Source organism: Salinactinospora qingdaonensis (genome assembly GCF_039539445.1).
GTDB classification, from domain to species: Bacteria; Actinomycetota; Actinomycetes; order Streptosporangiales; family Streptosporangiaceae; genus Salinactinospora; species Salinactinospora qingdaonensis.
Genome location: NZ_BAABDD010000004.1, coordinates 232,003 through 253,845, shown reverse-complemented (window position 1 = coordinate 253,845; position 21,843 = coordinate 232,003). Strand labels below are relative to the sequence as shown.

15 protein-coding genes are annotated in these 21,843 nt (G+C 71.5%); 11 read left to right on the top strand and 4 right to left on the bottom strand.

The features are described 5' to 3' along the window. Positions 1-12: 12 nt before the first annotated feature. From ABD848_RS06540 to ABD848_RS06510, 7 genes are all read left to right on the top strand, one after another. The gene (locus ABD848_RS06540) at positions 13-5,487 is read left to right on the top strand and encodes a non-ribosomal peptide synthetase (RefSeq protein ID WP_344968412.1); all 5,475 of its coding nucleotides are present in this window, start codon (positions 13-15) and stop codon (positions 5,485-5,487) included. Further along, complete coding sequence (locus tag ABD848_RS06535; RefSeq protein WP_344968410.1) at positions 5,484-6,638, top strand: saccharopine dehydrogenase NADP-binding domain-containing protein; 1,155 nt, start codon at positions 5,484-5,486, stop codon at positions 6,636-6,638. The genes ABD848_RS06540 and ABD848_RS06535 overlap by 4 nt, the downstream gene beginning before the upstream one ends. A 103-nt stretch (positions 6,639-6,741) precedes the next feature. Continuing rightward, positions 6,742-7,953, top strand: coding sequence for a Gfo/Idh/MocA family oxidoreductase (locus tag ABD848_RS06530; protein WP_344968408.1), 1,212 nt, complete (start codon positions 6,742-6,744; stop codon positions 7,951-7,953). After that, positions 7,950-8,744 carry a thioesterase II family protein gene (locus ABD848_RS06525; RefSeq protein ID WP_344968406.1) on the top strand — a complete coding sequence of 265 codons (795 nt, stop codon included), beginning with the start codon at positions 7,950-7,952 and terminating at the stop codon, positions 8,742-8,744. Before ABD848_RS06530 ends, ABD848_RS06525 begins: the two co-directional genes overlap by 4 nt. Positions 8,745-8,771: 27 nt before the next feature. Beyond that, complete coding sequence (locus ABD848_RS06520) at positions 8,772-9,584, top strand: FAD binding domain-containing protein (protein ID WP_344968404.1); 813 nt, start codon at positions 8,772-8,774, stop codon at positions 9,582-9,584. Further along, positions 9,581-10,057, top strand: coding sequence for a (2Fe-2S)-binding protein (locus tag ABD848_RS06515; protein WP_344968402.1), 477 nt, complete (start codon positions 9,581-9,583; stop codon positions 10,055-10,057). The genes ABD848_RS06520 and ABD848_RS06515 overlap by 4 nt, the downstream gene beginning before the upstream one ends. Continuing rightward, entirely contained in the window at positions 10,054-11,751 is a 1,698-nt protein-coding gene (locus ABD848_RS06510) for a carbamoyltransferase family protein (RefSeq protein ID WP_344968400.1), read from the top strand. Before ABD848_RS06515 ends, ABD848_RS06510 begins: the two co-directional genes overlap by 4 nt. 1,834 nt (positions 11,752-13,585) lie before the next feature. On the opposite strand, the gene ABD848_RS06505 is transcribed toward ABD848_RS06510, so the two are convergent. Genes ABD848_RS06505 through ABD848_RS06495 form a run of 3 tightly spaced genes read right to left on the bottom strand, consistent with a single transcriptional unit; the run spans position 13,586 to position 16,520 of the window. Then, on the bottom strand, positions 13,586-14,086 hold the full coding sequence (locus tag ABD848_RS06505; protein ID WP_344968397.1) for a VOC family protein: 501 nt from the start codon (positions 14,084-14,086) through the stop codon (positions 13,586-13,588). A gap of 2 nt (positions 14,087-14,088) precedes the next feature. Then, positions 14,089-15,114 (bottom strand): methyltransferase, encoded by a 1,026-nt coding sequence (locus ABD848_RS06500; RefSeq protein WP_344968395.1) that lies wholly within the window; start codon positions 15,112-15,114, stop codon positions 14,089-14,091. A 59-nt stretch (positions 15,115-15,173) separates the two neighbouring features. Beyond that, positions 15,174-16,520 (bottom strand): LLM class flavin-dependent oxidoreductase, encoded by a 1,347-nt coding sequence (locus tag ABD848_RS06495; RefSeq protein WP_344968393.1) that lies wholly within the window; start codon positions 16,518-16,520, stop codon positions 15,174-15,176. A 100-nt stretch (positions 16,521-16,620) separates the two neighbouring features. Between ABD848_RS06495 and ABD848_RS06490 the strand changes: the two genes are divergently transcribed. Then, positions 16,621-17,478, top strand: coding sequence for an acyl-CoA thioesterase (locus tag ABD848_RS06490; RefSeq protein WP_344968391.1), 858 nt, complete (start codon positions 16,621-16,623; stop codon positions 17,476-17,478). Between the two features lie 20 nt (positions 17,479-17,498). Here ABD848_RS06490 and ABD848_RS06485 read toward each other — a convergent pair whose 3' ends face one another. Next, entirely contained in the window at positions 17,499-18,665 is a 1,167-nt protein-coding gene (locus ABD848_RS06485) for an acyl-CoA dehydrogenase family protein (RefSeq protein WP_344968388.1), read from the bottom strand. A 46-nt stretch (positions 18,666-18,711) separates the two neighbouring features. Here ABD848_RS06485 and ABD848_RS06480 point away from each other — a divergent pair, with 46 nt between their 5' ends. The 3 genes from ABD848_RS06480 to ABD848_RS06470 all read left to right on the top strand — a co-directional run bounded on the left by ABD848_RS06480 (position 18,712) and on the right by ABD848_RS06470 (position 21,843). Beyond that, on the top strand, positions 18,712-20,418 hold the full coding sequence (locus ABD848_RS06480) for an AMP-binding protein (protein WP_344968386.1): 1,707 nt from the start codon (positions 18,712-18,714) through the stop codon (positions 20,416-20,418). Next, positions 20,411-20,719 (top strand): acyl carrier protein, encoded by a 309-nt coding sequence (locus ABD848_RS06475; RefSeq protein WP_344968384.1) that lies wholly within the window; start codon positions 20,411-20,413, stop codon positions 20,717-20,719. Before ABD848_RS06480 ends, ABD848_RS06475 begins: the two co-directional genes overlap by 8 nt. Positions 20,720-20,802: 83 nt before the next feature. Further along, positions 20,803-21,843 carry a class I SAM-dependent methyltransferase gene (locus ABD848_RS06470; RefSeq protein WP_344968522.1) on the top strand — a complete coding sequence of 347 codons (1,041 nt, stop codon included), beginning with the start codon at positions 20,803-20,805 and terminating at the stop codon, positions 21,841-21,843.

Here is a 21,843-nt window from a genome sequence, read left to right as displayed (position 1 = left end):
CGGAGGTGCACGGTGAACGCGGCGGAACTCGTCAGCGAGCTGGAGAGCCTCGGCGTCCACTTGTGGGAGGACGACGGGCAGCTACGCTTCCGCGCCCCCAAGGGCGTGATGACAGAGGAGAGGCGCCAGGCCATCCGGTCATGCCGCGAGGAGCTGCTGGCGCACCTGCGCGGCGGCGAAGCGGCCGTCCTGGCCACACCAGATCGGGAGAACCGCTTCGAGCCGTTCCCGCTGACCGACGTGCAAACGGCCTACCTGTTGGGGCGGCGCGACGCCTTCGCCTACGGCGGGGTGGCCTGCCACGGCTACGGGGAGCTGGCCTACGACGAGCTGGACCCGGACCGGTTGGCGGCTGCGTGGCGCACGGTGGTGAGCCGCCACGACATGCTCCGGGCGGTGATCGATCCAGCGGGGGGCCACCAGCGGGTGCTGCCCGAGGTACCCGACTACCACATCGAGGTGACCGACCTGCGCGGCGCCGAGCCGGCACGGGTCGCCGCGGTAAGGGGGCAGTTGCGCGAAGAGCTGGGCAACGCCGTCTACGACCCCGCGAGCTGGCCCCTGTTCGGCCTCAAGGTCACGTTGGCCGACGACGGGGCCGTACTGCACTTTTCGATCGACTTCCTGATCGCCGACTTCATCAGCATCCAGATCCTGCTGGACGAGCTGCACGCCTACTATGCCGACCCGAACTGCCAGCTTCCGCAGCCGGCGATCGGGTTCCGCGACTACCTCGCCGCCGAGCGCGCCCTGCGCTCGGGCAGCCGCTACGAGCGTGACCGCGAGTACTGGTGGGCGCGGCTGGACGAGCTGCCGCCCGCGCCCACCCTGCCGGTGCTGCCCTCCCCGAAGCGCGGCGACGAGGTCCGGTTCTCCCGCTGGGAGGAGCACCTCTCCCCCGAGGTGTGGTCGGCGCTGAAGCGTCGCGCCGGCGACAACGGCGTCAGCGCCTCCGGTGCGGTGATGGCGGCCTATGCGGAGGTGATCGGCCGGTGGAGCCGCCATAGCCGGTTCACCCTCGACCTCACGCTGCTGAACCGGCTGCCGCTGCACGCCGACGTGGGCGCGGTGGTGGGCGACTTCACCTCGGTGGAACTGCTCACCGTAGACCGCGACGTCTCGGCTCCCTTCGCCCAGCGCGCCCGCTCGCTGCAACAACAACTGTGGGCCGACCTGGACCATCGGCTCTATTCCGGGGTCGAGGCGCTGCGCGAGATCGCGCGCCGCCGCGGCCCCGAAGCCGCCCTCATGCCGGTGGTGTTCACCAGCGCCATCGGCCTGGCAGGCCAGGACGGCGAGAAAAGCGAGGGCGCCGCAGCCACCGGCCAGGCCGGACGGCTCGTGGGCGGCATCAGCCAAACCCCGCAGGTATGGATCGACTGCCAGAACATGGAGCGTGACGGTGGGCTGAGCACCAACTGGGACGTGCGCGACGGGGTGTTTCCCCCGGGCCTCATCGACGCCATGTTCCCCGCCTTCGTGGACCTGCTGCACCGCATGGCCACCGACGACGAGACATGGCAGGCCACCGAGCCGGTGACGCCGCCCGTCGAGCAGCTCCACCGACGCGCGGCGATCAACGACACCGCCGGCCCGCTGCCGGAGGGGCTGCTGCACGAAGCCGTGGTCGCCCAGGCACAGGCCAGCCCCGACCGGGTGGCCGTCCACGCCCCCGGCCGGGTCCTCACCTTCGGCGAGCTGCTGGCCCAGGCACGGGCGGTGGCCCACGAGCTGCGCGCCCGCGGCTGCCGGCCGGGGGAGCTCGTGGGCGTGGTGATGGACAAGGGCTGGGAGCAGGCCGTCGCAGTGCTGGGGACGCTGCTGGCCGGCGGCGCCTACGTGCCCGTCGACACGGTGCAACCACCGGCCCGGCGCACCGACATGCTCACCTCTGCCGGCGTCCGGTCGGTGCTGACCCAGTCGTGGCTGGCCCACGGCCCGTGGCCACCGGGCGTATCGGCCGTCGAGGTCGACACGCTCGCGCCCGCGACCTCCCCGGTGGCTCCGGCCGAGCCGCCGGCGGCCCCCGACGACCTCGCCTACGTCATCTACACCTCCGGCTCGACCGGCACCCCCAAGGGGGTGATGATCAGCCATCGCGGCGCGCGCAACACCATCGACGACATCAACGAACGCTTCGGGGTGGGGCCCGAGGACCGGGTCCTCGGGCTGGCCAACCTCGGCTTCGACCTGTCGGTCTACGACGTGTTCGGCCCGCTGGCGGCCGGCGGGAGCCTGGTCCTGCCCGAGGCGGAGCGCCGGGGGGACCCGTCACACTGGGCCGACCTTATCGCCACCGAGGGCATCACCCTGTGGAACTCGGTTCCCGCCCAGATGCAGATGCTCAGCGACTACCTGGCGGCGGTTCCCGAGGCGGCGCTGCCCTCGCTGCGCGTGGCGCTGCTGTCGGGCGACTGGATTCCGGTGGGGCTGCCCGACCGGATACGCGCCCGCGTGCCGGGGCTTTCAGTGGTGAGCCTGGGCGGGGCGACCGAGGCGTCGATCTGGTCGATCGCCTACCCCATCGGGGAGGTCGATCCGGCCTGGCGCTCCATCCCCTACGGCTACCCCCTGCGCAACCAGACCTTCCACGTGCTCGACGAGTACGGGCGGCCCTGCCCGGACCAGGTGACGGGTGAACTCTACATCGGCGGGAGCGGGGTCGCGCTGGGCTATCTGAACGACCCGCAGCGCACCGCCGAACGGTTCGTCACCGTGCCCGGCATCGAAGAGCGGCTCTACCGCACCGGCGACCTCGGCCGGTTCCTGCCCGACGGCGCCATCGAGTTCCTGGGCCGAGAGGACGCCCAAGTCAAGATCCGGGGCCACCGCATCGAGCTGGCCGAGGTCGAGACGGCGCTGCAATCCCATCCCGCCGTCGCCGCCGGCGTGGCGCTGGTCGAGGGAGAGCGGTCGCTGGAACGCCGGCTCGTCGGGTTCGTCGAGAGCGCACGCCGCGCCGCACCGGCGCCCGAGGCAGCCGGCGACACGCCGCCGCGCGGGGAGCTGGAGCGGGCCGGGACGACCGTGCTCGACGGGGTCGACACCGACGCCTACCTGGCCTACACCCGGGCGCTGGACGAGGTCGGTCTGCTGGCGATGGCCGAGACGCTGGTGCGGCTGGGGGGACTCGCCGAGGCCGGCGCCGGCGACAGCCCGGCCGAACTGGTGGAGAGAATGGGGGTGGCCGGTGCGTACGGGCGGCTCGTACGCCGCTGGGTGGCGGCCCTGCGCGAAGAGGGTTACCTGCGACCCGACCCCAACACCGGCGCGTTGTCGCTGGCCGAGGAGGTGGCCGGTGACCTGAAGGAGCGCCTCGCGGCGGCCTGGGAGCGGGCCGAGGCGGCGCGCGCGGCGGCCGGCGACGAGACGCCGCTGATCTCCTACTTCCGTACCAGCATCGACCACCTGCCGTCGCTGCTGCGCGGGGAGGAGGACCCGCTGCGACTGCTGTTCCCCGAAGGCGGGGTGGAGGTCTCCGCCAACCTCTACGAGGACGCACTGTTCAACCGGTGGGCGAACCGGGTCGCGGCACAGGCGGTGGCCCACCTCGCGCAGCGGCGAGCCGCCTCCGGAGAGCCGCTGCGCGTGCTGGAGGTGGGCGCCGGAGCCGGGGGGACCAGCGCGGAGGTGCTGGAGGCGCTGGCCGGTCTGGACGTCGACTACCTCTACACCGACCTGTCACAGTTCTTCCTCAACCAGGCTCGCGAGCGCTTCGGCGACCGGCCCGGGTTGCGTTACGCCGTCTACGACCTCGACGCGGACCCGCGCGGGCAAGGGCTGCTCCCGAACTCCTTCGACCTCGTGATCGCGGGAGACGTGCTGCATGCCACCAGTAACGCCGGCCGCGCCCTGGAACGGCTGCGGGAGCTGCTCGTTCCCGACGGTCGCCTGGTGATGCTGGAGATGACCAGGGACCATTACCAGATCATGACCTCGTTGGAGCTGCTGGTACGGCTGGACGAGCGGGCCGGGGACTTCACCGACGTGCGGCAGGGCACCGACCGCACGTTCCTGGACGCCGGCCAGTGGGAGCGGCTCATCGACGAGGCGGGAGGCCGCATCGAGACGCGGCTTCCCGAGGACGACCCCTTCCTGGGCGAACTGGGCATGCACGTGGTGGTGGCCCGCTTCAAGAGCGACCGCGAACCGGTGCGCGTCGCCGAGCTGACCGAGTACCTCGGGCAGCGCCTCCCCGAGTACATGGTGCCCGGCACGATCCAGGTCGTCGACGCCCTGCCCCTGACCGACAACGGCAAGGTGGACCGGGCCGCGCTGGAGTCCTGGCTGCCGCGCCGGGCCACCGAGAATTCCGCCGCGCCGGTGGAGGAGCCACGCGACGAACTGGAGGCGCGGCTGGCGACCGTGTGGGGCGAGGTGCTCGGGGTCGAGCAGGTCGGCCGCTCGGCCGACTTCTTCCAGTTGGGCGGGGACTCGCTGCTGGCCGCCCAGCTCACCGGCCGGCTGATCGAGGAACTCCCCGAGGCCGAAGGCCGGTTCTTCGACGAGCTGCTGCGGCAGGTGCTGGAGAAGCCGACCGTGGCGGCACTGGCCGCCAACCTCGGCGGCGCCGACTCCCCGCTGGAGACCGGCGAGGAGTCAACAGCCGGACTGATCCCCATGGGCGGCGAGGGAACGGGCCCGCTACAGGCGCTGCTACACGACGGCACCGGACAACTGGAGTCGGTGGCGGCGCTAGCGGAGGCGCTGACGGCCAACGGGCCGGTCGTAGGCGTAGCGCTCGGGGAACTCGGCGACGACGCCACCGCCCCCGAGCTGCTGCCGGAACGCCTGGCGGCGGGCTACGCGGCCCACCTCGCCGACCGCGCGGACGACGAGGTGCACCTGATCGGCGTACGGCTGGGCGGTGTCCTCGCCTTGGACGTCGCACGACTGCTCACCGAGGCAGGAGTGCGGGTCCACCTGTCGGTGATCGCCAGCGCTCCCCTGTCCTACACCGTCGAGGACGAACTGCTGGGGGACGCGCTGTTCGCCCGAGAGGCCGGCTGCGACTCCACCACCGCCGGCCTGCCGCCGGCCACAACTTTGGGCTCCGCCCTGGACCGGGTGCTCGCGGACAGCCCGAACCGGGTCGCTTCCGGCGCGCTGGCCGCCGCCGACCCCGAGCTGGAGGCGGCCGACGCCGATTCCGCGGCGCGCTGGTCCGGGCTGCGGGCCGCTTTGGGGCCCGACATCTCCGAAGTCGAGCTCGCGTACCGGCGCGACGTCTTCGACCGGCTGCTGCGCGCGGCTGCGGCACCGCCGGATTTGTGGGCGGGCGACCTCACGCTCCTGGTGCCTAAGGAGGCGACCGGGCTATGGCCCGACCCCGGCGCGGAGCCCACAGGAGGCTGGCAGCACGTGTGCCTGGGCGAGATCGAGGTGGTCGAGGTCCCCGGCGACGACGTCACCTGCCTGCACCCCGGCCAGGTCGAGCGGGTCGCTCAGGTGCTGAGCGAGGCCGCGCGCGGGGAGCTGCGGACATGAGCGCGGACGAGCGCGTCGCCGTCATCGGCGTCACCGGCGGTGCGGGCCGCGCGGCGCTCGCGGAGCTGCGGCGCGCGGGCGTGTCGGTGCGTGCGGCGAGCCGCAGCAGCGCTCGGGCCGCTGACGTGCTCGCCGCGACCGAGGGCGAGGCGCCCGCTGAGGCGGTCGCGGCGGACGTGACCGACCCGGCGGCACTGGCCGCCTGCTGCGCGGGGTGCCGGGTCGTCGTCGACTGCTGCGGTCCGGTCACGGAACTGGGCACCCGGGTGGCCGCCGCTGCCGCCGCGGCCGGGGCGGACTACGTCGCCGCCGCCGGGGACGAGCCCTTCCGCGCGCTGCTGGCCCACATCGAGCAGCCTCCGTCGTGGACGGCGGTGGTCTCGGCCGGCATGATGCCGGGGTTGACGGGGCTGCTGCCGCGCTGGCTGGCTGCCGACTCCGGCGCGCCGGCCATGGGAGGCCACCTCACCGGTTACGTCGGCGGGCGCGACCGCTTCACCTACGCCGCCGCCGTCGACTACCTGGCGGGCCTCGGGGAGGAGGTGGGGACACCGATGGCGGTCTGGCGCAACGGCCGGGTACGGGGGGCGCCTGCGCCACGGTCGCAGACGCGGCTGCCGTTCTTCCCCGGCCAGGTGACCGCCCAGCCCTACCTGCCCGTCGAGATCGAACGGGTGGCGCGCGCCGTCGGCCTGGCCGCGGTCGACTGGTACTCGGTGTTCGACGGAACGGCGGTGTTGGACGTGCTCACCGCGGCCGGTGGCACCTCGGGAGGGGCCGACGCCGCGGCGTTGATGCGCGCAGCGGAGCTGGACCTGTTCGGCCGCTCTCCCTACCAACTGATTGTGCTGCGGCTGGACAGCGCCTCGGGCGGGGCGGCAGGCGGCACCGGCCTGGTGCTGCGCGGCACCGACGCCTCCGCGCTGACCGGGACGACGGCGGCGCTGGCGGCACTGGCGGTGCTGCGCGGCGAAGCCGCGCCAGGGGTGGGTCACGCGGCCGAGGTCCTGGACGCGGACCGGTTCGTGGCACGCCTGGCCGATGCCCCCGCCGTCACAGCCTTTGAACGGGTGAGCGGCCCCGCCGTCGACGAACCGGCGGGCTCGGCGACCGGTACACCCGTCGAGGAGGTGGAGGAGGGAACGCTGTGACATCTCATCCGCGATCGTCGCGCCGCCGCTCGCGGTACGACCGGTGGCGCGACGGCCCACCCCTTCTCGGCAACGAGGGACGCGATATCTCCGGAGGTGCATGGTGACCGAAGCAGACCCCCCGACCGGCCGACGCCGGCCCCGCGTGGTGGTGTGCGGCACGAAGTTCGGCCAGGTCTACCTGGAGGCGTTCCGCGACCCCTCGCTGCCCTTCGACCTGGTGGGGGTGCTGGGGCAAGGCAGCGCCCGCTCGACCTCGGTGGCCCGCCACTACGGCGTCCCCCTGTTCACCGACGTCGACGAGCTCCCCGACGACGTGGATATGGCCTGCGTGGTGGTGCGCGGCGGACTCCTCGGGGGTCCCGGCGTCGACATCGCCAAGCGGCTGATGTCGCGGGGCATCCACGTGGTGCAGGAGCATCCGCTGCACTACGACGAGTTGGCCGACTGCCTGCGTCACGCCCGCCAGAACCGGGTGGTCTACCACCTGAACTCGTTCTACCCGCACCAGGCACCGGTGCGCCGCTTCATCGCGGCAGCCCGTGAGCTGTTGGGGCGCCAGCGGGCACGCTACGTCGACGGTGCCTGCGGTTTCCAGGTCGCCTACGCGATGCTGGACATCCTCGGCCAGTCGTTGGGCGGGGTGCGCCCGTGGGGGCTGGCCGACCCGCCAGAGCCGTCGAGCCGGCTGGCCGGAATGCTCAACAAAGGCTTGGACGTGCCGTTTCGCAGTCTGGACGGGGTGGTGGCCGGAGTCCCGCTGACCCTGCGGGTGCACAACCAGTTGGACCCCGCCGACCCCGACGGCTACGCCCACCTGATGCACCGGGTCACCATCGCCACGGAGGCGGGAGCGCTGACCCTCGTCGACACCCACGGGCCGACGGTGTGGTGCCCCCGCCCCGACTTCCCCAAGGAGGTGCGCGAGTCCGACGTGCGGCCTCACTTCCAGGACTCCCCGAACGTCTTCGGCGACCACGGCGACCACTTCGACGTGCCCAGCACGGTGGTGCTGGGGCCGGCGACGGCTCCCAGCTACCGGGCGGCGTTCGAGTCGGTGTGGCCGGCCGGTGTGGCGCGCGCACTCGACGAGCTGTGGCAAGCCGCGCAACGCGGCGACTCCCCGCTGCCCCGCGGCCAGTACCACCTGGGGCTATGCCAGCTCTGGCAGGACATCACCGCCAAGTTGGGTCCGCCCGACCTGGTGCGGGCGGAGCCGATCGCGCACCTGCGTCCCGACGACGTGGCGACTCTGGCCGAGGCCGCCGAAGCGGCGAACGCGGCCGATACGGCCAATACGGAGGTGCGGGCATGAGCGCCACCGACCAGCCCTCCCTGGCCGAACTGTGGCTGCGCTGCTACCGGCCCCGGCCCGCGGCGCGCCTGCGGCTGGTCTGCTTCCCCCACGCCGGCGGCAGCGCGGCGTTCTACCGCGACTGGGCACGGCGGATGCCGGAGAGCGTGGAGCTGGCGGCGGTGCAGTACCCCGGCCGGCTCGACCGGCTGCACGAGCCTCCCCCCGCGAGCATCGACGAGCTGGTGACCGCCGTCACCTCGGCGCTGCGGGCCGACCCCCACCGTCCTATCGCCCTGTTCGGCCACAGCCTCGGCGCAGTCATCGCGCACGAGGTCGCGGTACGCCTGTCCGAGGATGGCGGCGCGCCCCCGGTGCGGCTCATCGTCTCGGGCCGTCCCCCGCCGCGGCTGCACCGCGGGGGCGCCAAGCACCTGGCTGACGACGAGGAACTGTGGGCCGAGATCGTCCGCCTGGGCGGCACGTCGCAGTCCGCTGTGGATCACGAGGAGCTGCGCGCGCTGATGCTACCGGTGCTGCGCAACGACTACCGGCTCGCCGAGACCTACCGTCCCCGTCTCGACCGGTCGCTGTGCTGTCCCGTCACCGCCCTGACCGGCGACGCGGATTCCGAAGTCACTGTGAAGGAGATGTCCGCATGGGAGGAACTGACCACCGCGGCCTTCGAGCTGCGGGTCTTTGCCGGCGACCACTTCTACCTCGTGCCGCACCAGGAAGAGGTGATCACGACGATGCTGCGCGCGCTGGGCGTGGCACCGCTGCCGCCGCAAAGCTGGCCGTCGGCACCGTGACCTCTTCCGTCGGGGGCAGGTGACGCCGTGATACCGGCATCGTTTGACTACGTGCGCGCCCAGTCGGTGGAGGAAGCCGTCACCCTGCTGGGCCGAACCGAGCAAGCCACGCTCCCACTGGCCGGGGGACAGTCGCTGCTGCCCCTGCTGCGCCACCGGTCGATCACCCCCTCAACCCTGGTCGACCTGGGCCGGCTGCCCGAGCTGCGCGGCATCGAGGTCGTAGGCGACCACGTCGTCATCGGCGCGCTGACCCGCTACCGGGAGCTGGAGACCTCACACCTGCTAGCCGAGGAGGCTCCCCTGTTGCGCCACGTGGCGGGGCTGGTGGGTGACCCCCAGATGCGGCACCGCGGCACTATAGGCGGGGCGCTGGCCCACGCCGACCCCTGCGCCGACATCCCGGCCACCGCCGTTGCGCTGGACGCATCCGTCGTGCTGCACGGCGAGGCGGGCCGGCGCGAGGTCGCGGTGGAACAGTTCCTGACCGGCCCGGGCCGCACCGTGCGCTCTCCCGAGGAGGTGCTGGTGCAGGTGCGCTTGCCCCGCGCCGGCGGGCGGCCGTGGGCCTACCAGCGCAGTTGCGCCCGCGCACTGGCCTGGCCCACCGTCGCGGTCGCCGTGGCCGGCGACCGGGTGGCGATGGCCGGGATGGGCGACGTGCCGTGGCCGGCGCCGGCCACGCGGGCGGCACTGGGCGAAAGCGCGAGCGCCGCCGAGGCCGCCGCGCTGGCCGACGAGGGCGCCCACCCGCGCGACGACCGGGTGGCGAGTGCGCGGTACCGCCGGCACCTGGCCCGAATCCTCACCCGACGAGCCCTTGAGGAGGCGGGGCGTTGAAGACCACCATCACTGTGAACGGCATAACCGGCGAGCACGAGGTGGCCGACCGGACACTTCTCGTGCACTACCTGCGGGAGATCCGCGGCCTGCAAGGCACCAACGTCGGCTGCGACACCTCAAGCTGCGGCGCCTGCACGGTGCTGCTGGACGGGGAGTCGGTCAAATCCTGCTCGGTGCTGGCCGCCCAAGCCGACGGCAGCGAGGTCGTCACCATCGAGGGCCTCGCCGAGGACGCCGAACAAGAACGGCTGCACCCCGTCCAGGAGAGCTTCCGGGAGCACCACGCGCTCCAATGCGGCTTTTGCACCCCCGGCCTAGTGATGGCGGCGGTATCGCTGCTACGCGAGCGGCCCGCCCCCACCGCCGAAGAGGTCCGCACCGGCCTCAAGGGCAACCTGTGCCGCTGCACGGGCTACCACGCCATTGTTGCGGCCGTGCTCGACGCGGCCGAAAAGAAGGAGTCACCGTGACGCGCTACGTTCTCGGGGTTAATATCGGCTTCCACGACTCGTCGGCCGCGCTGCTCGGCGACGGCGCCCTGCGCTGGCTCGTGGAACAGGAGCGGGTGAGCCGCCGCAAGCACGCCCTGGCCCAGCCCCCCGTCGAAGCAGTGCGTGCCTGCCTGGACGCCGAGGGCATCGGCCCGGAGTCGCTGGAGGCCATCGCGGTGGGGTGGGACTTCTCGGGGACACCGCTGGCCGGGAACCGGCGCTTCACCGACGAGGGGATGCGCACCCTGCTCTTCGGCACCGACGCGCCCGAGACGATGCCGCCAATCCGCTGGATTCCGCACCACTTGGCCCACGCGGCCAGCACCTGCTACGTCAACGGCGAACCCGAGGCGGCGGTGCTGGTCATGGACGGCGCAGGGGAAACCCAGTCGACATCGGTGGGCGTCGCCCGCGACGGCGAGATCAAGCTGCTGCGCGAGTGGCCGGTCAGCCAGTCTCTCGGGTTCTTCTACACCGCCGCCTCCAAGTGGGCGGGCTTCGGCGACTGGGGCACGGGCAAGCTGATGGGGCTGGCCGCCTACGGCAGACCCCAGGGCGGCATGCCGGTGCGCCGCACCGGCGAGGGTTACGAGATCAGCGTGGACGGCGCTCCGCTGTCCATCGAGGGCCCCTCCGGCCGCCGTGCGGCCATGGGTCCGCTGATGGCCTACTTCCCCGGCTTTGAGGCGGCCGTACGCCCCTCGTTCTGCGGCCATTTCCCCTACCAGGAACGCCAGGGGGAAGAGCCCATCGCCTACGCCGACTTCGCCGCCAGCGCCCAGGAGGCGCTGGAGGAGGCGGTGCTCGGCCTCGTCGCCGACCTGCGCGAGCAGCATGACGTCCCCGCGCTGGCGGTGGCCGGCGGGGTCGCGATGAACTGCACGATGATCGGCCGGCTGGTGCGCGAGAGCCCGTTCGAGCGGGTGTATGTGCCGCCGGTGCCCACCGACGCCGGCGTCTCGCTGGGGGCGGCGCTGGTGGTGGCCCGCGAAGCGGGACGGTTCGCCCCCCAACCCCTGGATCACGCCTACTGGTCAACGCCCATTGGCGCCGACGAGGCCGCCGCCGCGGCGTCGGCGGAAGGGCTGGTGGTGCGGCGGTTGGACGGCGACGAGCTGGCCAGGGTCACGGCCCGCTCCCTGGCCGACGGCAAGATCGTCGCCTGGGCGCGGGGCCGCGGGGAGGTCGGCCAGCGGGCCCTGGGCACTCGAAGCATCCTGGCCGATCCGCGCAACCGCCGTAACCTGGAGCGGCTCAACCTGATCAAGGGCCGGGAGATGTGGCGCCCGGTGGCACCCAGCGTCCTGGGCGAGCGGATCGACGACCTCATGGCCACACCGGTGGGCGAGCCGGCTCGGTTCATGCTGGCCGCCGGGACCGTCCGCGGTGAGCTACGCCGGTCGGTGCCGGCGGTGACGCACGTGGACGGTTCGGCCCGACCCCAGTACGTGGACCGGGCGACGAACCCGGGGTACTGGTCGATGATCGAAGAGTTCCGACACGTCGCCGGCGTGCCGCTGGTGGTCAACACCTCGCTCAACCTGGCCGGCGAGCCCATCGTGCACAGCGCCGCCGACGCGGTGTCGACCTTCGTGCGTGGCAGCGACCTCGATCTTCTCGTCCTTGACGACCTGGTCGTCGCGCGCAGTGAGACCGAGCTGCCAGAGCCTTAGAGTGTTCTGTCGGCTTCTCGGACCTGCATGGTCGAGCTTGCGGCGCTGATGCGCACCTGGAGGACGGGGGCGAGAAGGCGCGTTTGAGAGAGGACACGTTCGAACAGTTGGGGTGCGGGGTACGTTGGGCGTGTTTCGCGCCGCTCGTGCCTCGATCGCTACGCGATCTCGACAACCTGAGGGAGACGGTGGGCTGAGGAGAACCAGACACCAATGCCATGAACTCGGGAAAGCCGCCAGCCACCGGAGACAGCAAGAGCAAAAGTACTTCGCGCCACTCGCACCTCCATCGCTACGCGATCTCGACAACCTGAGGGAGACGGTGGGCTGAGGAGAACCAGACACCAATGCCATGAACTCGGGAAAGCCGCCAGCCACCGGAGACAGCAAGAGCAAAAGTACTTCGCGCCACTCGCACCTCCATCGCTACGCGATCTCGACAACCTGAGGGAGACGGTGGGCTGAGGGGAGGCGGACATCGGTGCTGTGCGTTGGGGCTGCTGCTTGTGACGAGGAGCAGCGAGGGCGGTCGGGGTGGGGTGGCGTTGTGTCGGTGCCGCTCGTTCGGGGTGAGGGTGGGCGACGAGGGCCAGCGGTGGGCAGGGGTGGGCAGGGGTGGTGTGTCGCGTGTGGTGGTTCTCGGGGGAGCAGGGCCGCGACGGCCTGTATCTCATTGGGTGAGACGGCGGCTGCGGGGGCTGCGTCCAGCGTTGGGGGTGGCGCAACACTGAGCGTGGAAACGTACCACGACCGCCCCCACAAAAGCGACAAAGCCTCCCATAGCACCCAGCGAGAGCAGGACAAACGCCCAACAGGCGAGACACTTGTTCGAGAATCAACATTCTCGCCAATCGGGAAACCGGCATAGCACACCAAAACGGGCACCATTATGGGCGGTGACTGCGTTCAGTGTTGCCGTGATCGCCACGAGGATCGCCCCGCGGCGCGACCGGGCCGCCAGAACCGCCGAACAGGCACCCCTCGTCGGGATCACGCCCCGCCTCCCCCTCGATAACCCACCACCCACCGAAACCACCCCAGCCCCCCATCCACCGTTCGCCTTCGCCGCCTCTCGCCATCGCCACCAGCCCCAACGCACAGCACCGACGCCCAGGCCCCTCCGCCACCCCTCATAGCCCCCTACTACCAGTGGTAACCCCAACAAGCCCCAACCGGCACGGCACCACCCCCGACCGGCCGTCGCTGCCTTCCACTACAAGCGGTTACCCCAGTTCACACCACCGACTCCCGGGCCTCCTCAGCCCACCGGACCCCCTAGGCTGCCGAGATCGCGAAGCGATCGAGGCACGAGCGGCGCGAAACACACCCGCCCACCACCCGCCCTCGCCGCTCCTCGTCACAAGCACCAGCCCCAACGCACAGCACCGACGCCCAGGCCCCTCCGCCACCCCTCATAGCCCCCTACTACCAGTGATAACCCCAACAAGCCCCAACCGGCACGGCACCACCCCCGACCGGCCGTCGCTGCCTTCCACTACAAGCGGTTACCCCAATTCACACAACCGACTCCCGGGCCTCCTCAGCCCACCGGCCCCCCTAGGCTGCCGAGATCGCGAAGCGATCGAGGCACGAGCGGCGCGAAACACACCCGCCCACCACCCGCCCTCGCCGCTCCTCGTCACAAGCACCAGCCCCAACGCACAGCACCGACGCCCAGGCCCACCCCACGCACCGGCCACCCTCACCATCCCGCTACCAGCGGTACCTCTGAACCGACAGGTCCGGCGCAGCCCCGCCCGTTCGAAAACAGCGCGTGGGTGCAGGCCGGACTGGCCGGCGGCTCGCGGGGCCTACGGTTCGGCAGGGGAGTGGGTCACTGCGCGGTCGGGGTGACCCACTCCCCGGTGCGGCCCTGCCGTTTGGCTTCCCGCCAGCGCTGCCGGAGCCGGTCGGCGAAGAAGGCCCGGTTGACCCAGTACACCTCCAGCCAGATGCCGTCGGGATCGTGGAACCACACTTGGGCGCCGGCCTCATGGCCGCTCTCGGTCACCCCCGAGTGCTCCACCCCCTGCTCGTCGAGGTGACGCACCCACACGTCGAGGTCCTCACGCTCGGGCACGTGGTAGCCAAGGTGGTGCAGTCCCACCCGGTGCTCGTCGAAACGGTCGGAGTCGGAAGAGAGGGTCTGGGCCTGCCCAAGCACGATCGAGGCGAACGACTGCGGGTGCAGCAGGGTGCAAAACCGGAAGCCCGACTCCGGCGGGGTCACGTCGTTGACGAGCACCAGCCCGAAGACGCGGCGGTACCACTCCGTGCTGCGCTCCAGGTCGGTCACAGTCAGATTGACATGGGTGCTGCCGTCGAGTCGTGGCACGCTCACACCGCCCGCGCTTCGAGAACGGTCATGGTCGGGGTGGCCACCACGCGGCTGCGACGCAGGCCGGCGGCGGCGAACAGGGCGTCGAACTCCTCCTGGGTACGGGCGTGGCCCCCGAAGAGCACCATCGCCTTGACGTCCATCACCTTGCCCACGTCGTCGGCGTCGTCGCCGTCCTCGCGCAGCGACTCCACGACCACCAGCCGGCTCTCGGGGGCCATGGCCGCGCGCACCGCCCGCAGGATCTGCCCTGCGCGCTCGTCGTCCCAGTCGTGCAGCACCGTCTTGAGCAGATAGCCTTCGGCGCCGGCGGGCACCGACTCGAAGAAGTCGCCGCCGGTGACCGTGCACCGGTCGGCGACCGGGCCGGCGGCCACCTTCTCTTTGGCGACCTCGGCGATGTGGGGCTGATCCAAGATGGTGGCGCTCATGTGCGGGTGGCGTTCCAGCAGGCCGGTGGCGAACGTGCCGTAGCCGCCGCCGACGTCGACCAGCGTGGCCATGCTTCCCCAGTCGTAGGCCGGCAACACCGTGCGCAGCACGAAGGGGTTGACGCTCTCTGAGGACAGCTCGAAGCGGCGGGCGTCCTCGGCGCGCTCGGGGGCGGTGAAGTAGTCGTAGTAGCCGGTTCCGTGCAGCGCCTCGAACGCGGGCTCGCCGGTGCGCAGGCTGTGGTCCATGCGTCCCCAGGACATGACGTCGGGGGGCATCAGCGGGAAGCACTCCTGCACGGAGAAGGGGTGGTCGGCGCGCAGCGGCTCGGCCAAGGGGGTGAGCGCGAACGTTCCCGGCTCGGTCTCGGTGAAGATCCCCCGGCAGGCCAGCGCGCGCAGCGCCCGGTGCAGGGAGGGGGCGTGCGTGCCGGTGGCCTCGGCCAGCTCGTCGACCGGCCGCGGGCCGTCGACGAGATGGTCGGCAAGCCCTATGTCGCAGATCACACGCAGCGCGAAGGGCACGATGTAGTCCGCCAACTCGGTCAGGCGGACGTAGGACTCGATGTCCAGACGTGCTCGTCGGACGGCCATTAGCTCTACCTCCTGGGACGGGGTGGGAAAAGGCGGCGCCGGGGTGGGCCGGGGCAGGGTCAGCCGGGGTAGTGCCGGTTGCCGGCACCGAAGTAGCGTTCGCGCAGCGTCGTCTCAGCCGGGTCGTAGGCCGTGCGGAACAGGCCGCGGCGCTGCAACTCGGGGACCAGCAGGTCGCAGATGTCGTCGATGCCGCCCGTGGGCGGGCACGGGATGAGGTTGAAGCCGTCCACGCCGGCGGTCTCGATCCACTGCTCCATCCGGTCGGCCACTTGCTCGGGCGTGCCGTAGAGAGTCACCGGGGCTTCGCGGCGCGGTCGCCGCGGCCGGGTGACCAGATAGCGCACGTCGGCCACGGTCCACGTGCGTTCGGGGCCGAGCCGCTGCAAGAACTTCACGAAGGAGTGGCTTCCCTCAGCGCGGATCTCCTCGACCGGGGTCTCGTCGGGGTAGGCGGCCAGGTCGATGTCCATCCAGCCGCACCACTTGGCGAGCTGGCCCTCCCCGCTCCACAGCGAGTTGTAGAGGTCGGCGCGGGCTTTGGCCTCCGCGCGGGTGGGCCCCACCATCACCATCGAGCCCTGCATGGCCTTGAGCGCGTGGGGGTCGCGGCCGGCTTCCTCGGCACGCTGCCGCAGCTCGGCGACCTGGGGCGCGCCGGTCTGCGGGTCGGACATGGTGAGGAAGACGACCTCGGCGTGGCGCGCGGCGAAGGCGGTGCCGCGCCCGGAGGCCCCGGCCTGGTAGAGCACCGGCGTGCGCTGCGGGGATGGCTCACACTGGTGGGGGCCGCGGACGGTGAACCAGTCGCCTTTGTGGTCGATCGCGCGCACCTTCTCGGGGACGGCGAACACGTCGGCCTCGGTGTCGCGCACGACCGCGTCCTCGTCCCAACTGCGCTCCCACAGCGCGCGGGCGACCTCGACGTACTCGTCGGCGCGGTCGTAGCGCAGGTCGTGGTCGAGGTATTCACCCAAGCCGTTCTCGGCGGCCGAGCGCAGGTAGGAGGTCACGATGTTCCAGGCGACCCGGCCGCCGGTGAGGTGGTCGAGCGTGCTGAAGGCCCGCGCGCACTGGTATGGGGGGTGGTAGGTGGTCGAGTAGGTGACGGCGAAGCCGAGCCGCTCCGTGGCGGCGGCCAAGGCCGGTATCACCAGCGTCGGGTCGATGGCGGGCAACTGCACCGCGTGGCGCGCGGCGGGCTCCCAGGAGCCCCGGTAGACGTCGTAGACCCCGTGGATGTCGGCGAAGAAGAGCGCGTCGACGCAGGCGGCCTCCAGTTTGCGGGCCACCGACGTCCAGTACTCCAGGGAGCGGTAGCCGGTCGCCGAGCGGTCGTCGGAGTCGCGCCAGAAGCCGACGAACTGGGGCGAGGGTGAACACTCGGCGAAAACGTTCAGGTGCATCACCGGGAACCTCCGGGGGTGTCGGAGCCGTTGCGGCGGGGCGGGAATCGGACTCGTGGGGGCAGCGGAGGACCACAGGGGCGCGGTAGTGTTCCGCACCATGGCCGATCTCGATACCGACAGCGCGGTCTCCTCCCTGGGGGAGGGGCGGTTTACCGCCGTGCTGTCCCGGGACTGGTCGGTGTGGGGGCCCAACGGCGGCTATCTCGCGGCGATCGCGCTGCGTGCGGCCGGCGCCATGGCACGTTTCCCCCGCCCTGCCAGTCTGAGCTGTAACTTCCTCGGCGTCGCCACGTTCGCCGCGGTCGACGTGGAGGTAACGGCTCTGCAACGGAGCCGGCGCGCCGAGTGCCTGCGCGTGGAGATGACCCAGCGGGGCAAGCCGATCCTGCATGCCACCGTGTGGACGCTGGCGGAGACAGTGGATGGGCCGGCCGCGGAGTGGACGGAGCCCCCCATAGTGCCGGGGCCGGAGCGGTTGCCGGCGCTGGAGGCTCAGGTGGCCGCCGAGCAGCACGAGGTATTGCCGATCTGGCTCACCTGCTACGAGATCCGGCTGGCCGGCGAGCACGACGAGGGCGCCGACCGGCCGGCCCGCGACCCTGTGGTGCGCGGCTGGATGCGCATGCGCGAGCCCGGGCCGTTCGCCTCCGACGTGTGGCTGGACGCCTGCCGGGCCATCGTCGCCGCGGACCTGGTGCAGTTCCCTGCTGTCACGCAGGGTTTCCCCGCGCGGGATCTGACGTTCGTGGCGCCGAGCCTGGACCTCTACACCGCGTTCCATCGGCCGGCCGAGGGGGTGGAGTGGCTGCTGGTCGAGGGACAGGGCGTTGCGGCCGGCGGTGGGCTGATCGCCGGACGGGCCAGTGTGTGGGCGCCCGACGGCCGGCCGGTGGCCACTGGAAGTCAGCAGATGCTGGTCAGGGGAGGTACCCGGCCGACCGCGTCGTCCGGGTGACCGGCATCTGCCTGGGGCGGTCACGGCGTGCCCGGCTTCGTTTCGACCTCGGCCAGCACGGCGCCCAGGGCCGCGTACATGTCCCGGCCGGCCACGAAGTGTTGGCTGGCGGTGTGGATGTCGCGGAGCCTGCGCTGGAGGGGGGAGTGGTCGTAGACGGCGGAACCGCCCCCCAGATTGTGGGCGGTGTCGGTAGCCGTTACTGCTAGGGCTACGGCGCGGGCGGCGCTGGCGCGCAGGGCCGCGTGGTCGAGCGGGGCGGCCTCGGCTCCGTCCACGGTCCACGCCGCCTCGCTCTCCGTATGCAGCAGGGCTCGGGCGGCGCGCACGGTGGCCGCCGCCTCGCCGAGACGGTCGTGGAAGAGCGGTGACTCCGCGAGCCGGCGGGACCCGAAGGCGGGCCGCTTGCCCCCGGTGGCCAGGGTGACGATCTCGTCCAGCGCGCCCTGCGCGATACCGATGGCCGAGGCGGCGATGATGAGCCCTGACTGCGCGATGCGGTGGATGGCGCGGTCGGAGCCCGGTTCCCCGGGCCGCAGCGTGAACGTGTGATCCTCGGCACAGGAGTGACCGCTGAGCCTGCCGTCGTGACTGCCCGTACCCCGCAGGCCCATGACCGACCAGGTGTCCAGGATCTCCATCTGCTTGGTGGGCACCACCACCATGCGGGTCTCGGGTTGGCCCTCCGGCGTCGTGCGCAGCGACCGGCCGTCGAAGACCATGGTGTTGAGATAGACCCAGGAGGAGGCTTCGCAGCCGGTGATGAACGGCCATTGGCCGGTGACCCGCCAGTGGCCGTCCTCCTGTGGGGTGGCCCGCCCTTTGGGGGCGACGGCGCCGGCGCCGGTGGTGTCGGGGCCGTGGGCGTAGATGGTGCGCTGGGCGGTTTCCGGTAGGCAAGCGAAGATCAGGTGGGCGAGCTGGACCTGGCCGACGGTCCAGCCGACCGAGCCGTCGGCGCGCGCCAGTGCCTCGATTACGCGCAGTGCTGCCGGCAGCCCCAGTTCCGGTCCGCCGTGACGCCGTGGAACGAGCATACGGCAGTACCCGGCAGCGACCAGCGAATCGAACAAGTCGTCGGGGATACGGCGAGCCTCGTCAATTTCGGCTGATCTCTGTCCGATTTCAACCAAAAGCTCACTTGCTGTATCTAAAGTTACCTTTGAGGGATCACTTGAGGCTTGCACGGTATCTACTATACGATTCCAATGCCCTAATCGTAATCCTTGTTCCGTGATTGGGGGGCTGCGCAGGATGCAGTCCACTGGCAGGAAACTGCTTTCCTGGATAAACAGTCCTTCAGAAAAACACGGAATCCGATTCACCGCCGACCGGCGGTCATGGGATTTCTGGTCCTACCAGCGTCTGAGCGACCTCTCCCACCGGGTCGCCGCGGGCCTGGTCGCCAACGGCGTCTCGGCTGGTGACGTGGTCAGCATCGTGGAGCGCTCCAGCCCCCACTTCGTGGCCACCCTCTTCGGCACCATGCTCGCCGGGGCCACCCCCTCGCCCATCGCACCGCCCATGACCTTCGGCGATCAGGAGACCTACGCCGAACACGTCGCGGGACTGCTCACCGTCTCCCAACCCGCCCTCGTGGTGACCGACAGCGACCTGGCTGCCCCCACCTCCGAGCTGACCGGCCGGCTCGGGCTGCGCCCCCCGGTACCGGTCACCGAGCTGGCCGATACTCCCGGCAGCGTCCCCGACCGTCCCCTGGCCCCCGCGGCGCTGCTGCAATTCACCTCCGGTTCCAGCGGGCGGGCGCGCGGCGTCCGGGTCCCCTATCGGGCGCTGGAGAGCAACGTCGAGGCGATCCGGCGGTGGCTGCGGATGACCGAGGAGGACGTGACCGCCTCATGGCTGCCCGTCCACCACGACATGGGGCTCATCGGCTGCCTGATCACCCCGATGGTCAACCGCAGCGAGATCTGGCTGATGCAGCCCGAGGACTTCATCCGCGATCCGGCCCGCTTCCTGCGCTGCTTTGGCGAGGACGGCGCCCGACTGACCGCCATGCCCACGTTCGGGCTGCGCTACGCCACCCGACGCGTGCGCCCGAAAGCGCTAGCGAACTGCGACTTCTCCGAATGGCGCGCGGTCATCGTGGGCGCGGAGCGGATCAGCCCCGAGGCGCTTGACGGCTTCACGGAGCTGCTGGCCCCCTATGGCTTTCGCCGACGGGCGCTGCTGCCCGCCTACGGGTTGGCCGAGGCCACCCTCGCCGCCACAGGGCTGCCCCTGGCCGAAGAGTGGAGGGGACTGCGGGTCGACCCCACTTCGGTGGAGTTGGGCGGCATCGTCGGCGAGGACAGCTCCGGTCGACAGTTGGCCGGCTGCGGACGCCCGGTCGACGGCGTGACGGTGCGCATCCTCGGCCCCGACGACACCCCGCTACCCGAGGGCCACGTCGGCGAAATCGAGCTGTGCGGGGACTCCGTCGCCGAGGGTTACGCCTCGGTGGAGTCCAGCGACTCGCTCACCTGCCTCTCCGACGGCGTGCTGCGCACCGGCGACGCCGGTTTCCTCTCCGACGGCCAGCTCTTCGTCCTGGGCAGGCTGGGAGACGCCCTCAAGATCCGCGGCCGGTCCCTGTTCGCCGAGGACCTGGAGGTCGCGCTGAACACCACCGTCAACGTTCCCGAGGAACGCATGGCGGTGGTCCTCGGAGAGCGCGGTGGCACCCCCACCGCCGTGGCCGTGATGGAGCGTGCCCAACCCGACTGGCTCACCGGCGCCGAGCCGCTGCTACGCCAGCTCACCGAGGGTGCCGACGTAGCCGTCATCGACGCCCCACCCGGCACCATCCCCCGCACATCGAGTGGGAAGCCCAAGCGGCGTTCCCTGTGGCGGTCATTCCTGCATGGCGACCTCCCCGAGGCCGCCCCACCCCAAACCGCTAGCGCTGCACCAGCGACAACAGGAGGTTCGGATGACTGAAGGTTCCCAGTCGGCCGTAGAGGCGCGCTCCGAAGAGGAGGTGCGCGCCGACGTGCGCGCCGTCATCCTCGAACTCGCCCCCGAAGCCGGCAACGAACCCCCCTCGGAGGCACGACTGGTGGAAGACCTCGGCTTCCACTCGCTCGCGCTGCTGGAACTCGCGTTCTCCCTGGAGGACGAGTTCGACCTGGAGCCGATCGACGAGAAAACGGCCCAGAGCATCACCACAATCGGCGCCGTCAGCGAGCACGTCATCGGCGAGCTGCGCGGCCGAGGTGAGATCGCCGGAGGGGAGAGCTGAGCCCGGGGCGGCCGGCGGCGACGGCACGGCGCGACTCCCAGCCCCAGTCTCCGGAGCAGCGGGGCCGGGCGCTCAACGTGCGCATGTTCCTGGCGATGCTGGCCACCCAGGAACTGCTGGCCAGCTACATCGGGGTCCGGCTGGGCCTGTACGAGGACCTGGCCGCGCACGGTCGGGCGACGCCGCCGGAGCTGGCCACCCGCACCGGCCTGGACCCGCGCTACGTGCGCGAGTGGCTGGAGCAGCAGGCGGTGGCCGGCCTGCTGACTGTGGCCGATCCGGGGGCCGGAGCTGACGAGCGGGTGTACACGCTGCCTGAGGGCCACCGCGAAGTCCTCACCAGCTCAGACCACCCCATGTCGATGGTCTCGCTGACGGTGCGCCCCCTGGGCGGGGTCGCCCAGGCACTGCCCGAGCTGCTCGACGCCTACCGCACCGGGGCCGGGGTGGCCGACTCCACCTTCGGCCATGACTGGCGGGAGGGCCACGGGGGCGCCAACCGCTCCCTGTTCACCCACCAGCTTCCGGGATGGATTCGCACCCTGCTTCCCGACGTCCACAGCAAGCTGACCTCGGGGGAGGGGCGCGTGGCCGACGTCGGCTGCGGCGCGGGCTGGGCCAGCCTGGCCCTGGCCGGCGCCTATCCGGAATGCCGCGTGGACGGCTTCGACACCGACGGGGAGTCCGTGGGCGAAGCACGACTGCGGGCCGAGGATGCCGGGTTGGCCGACCGGGTGACGTTCACCGCGCACGAGGCCGGCGGCGACGGAGCCGGACGCTACCAGTTGGTCTGCCTGCTGGACGTGCTGCACGAGGTCACCCACCCCGTAGAAGTGCTGGCCCAGTGCCGCTCGCTGCTCGCCGACGGCGGAACCGTGCTGGTGATGGACGCCCGGGTGGCTGAGAAGTTCACCGCCCCCGGCGACGAGATCGAACGGTTCCAGTACGCCACTAGTGTCCTGCACTGCCTGCCCGCGGCCCGCGTGGGGGAGGGCGCTGCGGGCAACGGTACGGTGCTGCGGCCCGAGGCGGTACGCGACTACGCCACGGCGGCCGGCTTCGGCCGAGTGGACGAGCTTCCCGTACGGGACCGTTTCCACCGCCTGTACCGGTTGACGTGCTGA

What these genes read in the sequence shown, in the direction of transcription:
- ABD848_RS06535 (WP_344968410.1), top strand. Translation starts at nt 5,484, where the DNA reads ATGAGCGCGGACGAGCGCGTCGCCGTCATCGGCGTCACCGGCGGTGCG.
- ABD848_RS06525 (WP_344968406.1), top strand. Translation starts at nt 7,950, where the DNA reads ATGAGCGCCACCGACCAGCCCTCCCTGGCCGAACTGTGGCTGCGCTGC.
- ABD848_RS06500 (WP_344968395.1), bottom strand. Translation starts at nt 15,114, where the DNA reads ATGGCCGTCCGACGAGCACGTCTGGACATCGAGTCCTACGTCCGCCTG.
- ABD848_RS06495 (WP_344968393.1), bottom strand. Translation starts at nt 16,520, where the DNA reads ATGCACCTGAACGTTTTCGCCGAGTGTTCACCCTCGCCCCAGTTCGTC.
- ABD848_RS06490 (WP_344968391.1), top strand. Translation starts at nt 16,621, where the DNA reads ATGGCCGATCTCGATACCGACAGCGCGGTCTCCTCCCTGGGGGAGGGG.
- ABD848_RS06475 (WP_344968384.1), top strand. Translation starts at nt 20,411, where the DNA reads ATGACTGAAGGTTCCCAGTCGGCCGTAGAGGCGCGCTCCGAAGAGGAG.
- ABD848_RS06470 (WP_344968522.1), top strand. Translation starts at nt 20,803, where the DNA reads ATGTTCCTGGCGATGCTGGCCACCCAGGAACTGCTGGCCAGCTACATC.